The organism is uncultured Thiocystis sp., from assembly GCF_903866365.1.
Taxonomy (GTDB): Bacteria; Pseudomonadota; Gammaproteobacteria; order Chromatiales; family Chromatiaceae; genus Chromatium.
The window spans coordinates 1-2,481 of record NZ_CAIPNF010000225.1 but is presented as its reverse complement, the minus strand read 5'-3'; the positions used below and the strand labels follow the sequence as shown (position 1 = coordinate 2,481).

Sequence of the window (2,481 nt, the reverse complement as noted above, 5' to 3'; positions counted from 1 at the left end):
GGTTTCAACGGATTGTTTTTTTTAAACATGCTAAAATCTCTACTAAGGGATAATTTTTATCTATTATACAACAAGTTGCGCTTAACTTAATGGCAGTGAGGCGACGGTCGGATGGTCGGTCCGCGGCGACGGCATAAAAATCTCTCGTGAAAGCATGGATATTCCTGTGTGCAGAGAAAGACGTTCGACCTCGGCGAGGCCGGGATGGACAAGCGTACTGACGGTCCGCGTCACGGATTCGCCGACATGCTTGGGAAAACCTGGGTGAAGGCGGTCGGCATCGGCCCCCCCTGGAAAGGTGAGGTGCGCGCGCGGGGATTTAGGTGCCGTGGCGCTGGCGCACGATCGCGGTCGCGCGGGCCTGAATGCCGAGCAGAAACGCGGCACTGGGGGCCAACGTGCGCGGGTGGACCGGCAGTTCGTCGTTATGGCGGAAGGTGCGCGTCGGGATCGACGCCTGCGCGGCGCAGGCATGGCACTGCGTTTCCGGGCGCGCGCGCCGCGCCTTGAGCTGCGAGGACGACAGCGTGGCGAGCGTGTCGCAGCAGCGATAGCGGACGCGATAGCCGTGGGGCAGTCGGGCCAGAATCGTGACGCCGCCCACGACGGCGCCGGGCTGAAACACCGCGGACCGCGGTCGCGTCGCGTGCGGGCTGGGTGCGGCGGTCGGGGTGTCGGCAATGTTCGCCACCTGGCCCGAGCCGGGCGACAGGGCGACGGTCTCGTGTTGCGCGGTCATCGGGGTCTCTCCATCTCGACGAAAATCCTCGGCCAGTGGGCCGGTCCGGATCGGATCGGATCGGATCGACCGTGGGCGATCCGCGATTGCGTGGCGTGTCTTAAATTACGTGATAAAGAGTCGATCATCAACGGTTTTTTTGGCCGAAGAAAAGATTAAACAGTTGTAGTAAACTGGAAGTGTGAACCGTTTTTAAACGTGAACGGTGTTTTTGCTCACCACAGGAGTTTCCATGTCGACTTTCGGCGAACGCATGAAACACGAGCGCAGAACGCTCAATATCACCCAGGCCGCGCTGGCCAAGACGGTCGGGGCGGCGCAGCAGACCATTCATCAGATCGAGAATGACGTGGGGCGCGATACGCGCTTTGCGATCCAGATCGCCCAGGCGCTCGGCGTCAATGCGGAGTGGCTGAAAACCGGCGTGGGGCCGAAAACGCAGGCGGATTGGCGGTGGTATCTCGACACCCACGGACTGTCCGAGGACACCCGCGAGGCGCTCCGGGAGATGATTGCCGCCGTGCTGGCGGGACGGTTTTCCGAACGGCGTCTCCTGGTCTTGATGCGGACCTTTCTGGACGACTGAGGGTTGGTTTTAAGACTGTATGATCAGTGACAAACTTTTTTATCGATTGACCGTTTAACTGTCAGAAAGGTACTCTGGTTGCTCGTTGTCCTTCCGCCTGCGAGTCCGTCCATGTCGGCTGCCGTTTCCCCGCGCGACCCCGCCCCCCCTCCATGAGCGAGGGGTCGCGGACACCGACATCAGCGCCATCGAAGGCGCACTCCAGATCCGCCAAGCGATGCGCGACCCTGCCCGGTGCGAGGATTTGCGCGATCCGTTGCGTCAGTCCGTCGCGTCGCTCGATGCGATGCACGCGGCGTTCTTAGACGTGTTGACACCGGCGCAGGTCTCGGCATGACAAACGACCGGGCGGCGTTGCGCGAGCGCGTCCTCGCGCCGTGAGCCCGTCATCGACGGACGCGCGAGGACTGGCGTGGCTTCGCGCGGGCAGCGGATGGCGACGCTTGGTGGCACGACCGTGCGACCCGGATGGCGGTCGCGACAGACCTGGAACAGATCGATGCCGACACCTGGCGGACCGACATGGCCCGCCTCCCGCGTCACATCCAAGGCGCGCCGCTCTCGGCCTGAGCGCCAGCCGTGCGTCCAACCCGAATCCTGCTCGACAAGGAGGCTGATGTACCCGCTGATCCCCGTGCTCTTTCGCCATTCCGTGCTGTTTTTGGTGCCTGTCGAGGGGCAGCCGTTCGTGCTGATGAAGCCCTTGGTGCTGGCGATGGGGCTGGTGTGGTCGGTGCAGCAGGAAAAACTCCTCAAGGATGCCCGCTGGCACGCCCAGACGCTTCCGCTCGCCGATGCCGACGGGGCGTCGGCGGCGGTGTGTCTGCCCCTGCGCAAGCGGTTCGGCTGGCTGACCAGTCTGCGGCCTTACCAGGCGAAAGCCGCGACGGACAACCGCGACAATTTTCTCACCTTTCAAAAAAACTGCGACGAGATCCTCTGGAACGCTTGGCGCAAGTGCGAATTCGCCCGGCTGACCGCACGGCCCGTGGCGCGGATTCCCGACCTCGGACCGGAATCGACACCCGCCGTCGCAGCGGCTGGCGCAAATCAGGCGATCGCGCCGGCGGGCGTCACGGATCGCGAGGGCACGGACGACGCCCCGCTGGTCCCGGTGTTTCCGGGGGAGATCGGCGGGGTCGCCGGACAGGTCTGC

The 2,481-nt window shown here is 63.5% G+C and carries 4 protein-coding genes; 2 read left to right on the top strand and 2 right to left on the bottom strand.

Features of this window, described 5'->3' with window-relative positions; all coding sequences use genetic code 11:
* Window positions 1–319 precede the first annotated feature (319 nt).
* Window positions 320–739 (bottom strand): hypothetical protein, encoded by a 420-nt coding sequence (locus tag QZY07_RS12615; protein ID WP_295403102.1) that lies wholly within the window; start codon window positions 737–739, stop codon window positions 320–322.
* Between the two features lie 232 nt (window positions 740–971).
* Between QZY07_RS12615 and QZY07_RS12610 the strand changes: the two genes are divergently transcribed.
* Window positions 972–1,325: a helix-turn-helix transcriptional regulator gene (locus QZY07_RS12610; RefSeq protein WP_201091453.1), complete on the top strand. Its 354-nt coding sequence runs from the start codon at window positions 972–974 to the stop codon at window positions 1,323–1,325.
* Between the two features lie 261 nt (window positions 1,326–1,586).
* On the opposite strand, the gene QZY07_RS12605 is transcribed toward QZY07_RS12610, so the two are convergent.
* Window positions 1,587–1,874 carry a hypothetical protein gene (locus QZY07_RS12605; RefSeq protein ID WP_295403099.1) on the bottom strand — a complete coding sequence of 96 codons (288 nt, stop codon included), beginning with the start codon at window positions 1,872–1,874 and terminating at the stop codon, window positions 1,587–1,589.
* 67 nt (window positions 1,875–1,941) lie between these two features.
* Between QZY07_RS12605 and QZY07_RS12600 the strand changes: the two genes are divergently transcribed.
* Window positions 1,942–2,481, top strand: a 540-nt coding sequence (locus QZY07_RS12600) for a phage antirepressor N-terminal domain-containing protein (RefSeq protein WP_295403098.1), incomplete at its 3' end; no start/stop codon positions are given.

What these genes read in the sequence shown, in the direction of transcription:
- QZY07_RS12615 (WP_295403102.1), bottom strand. Translation starts at nt 739, where the DNA reads ATGACCGCGCAACACGAGACCGTCGCCCTGTCGCCCGGCTCGGGCCAG.
- QZY07_RS12610 (WP_201091453.1), top strand. Translation starts at nt 972, where the DNA reads ATGTCGACTTTCGGCGAACGCATGAAACACGAGCGCAGAACGCTCAAT.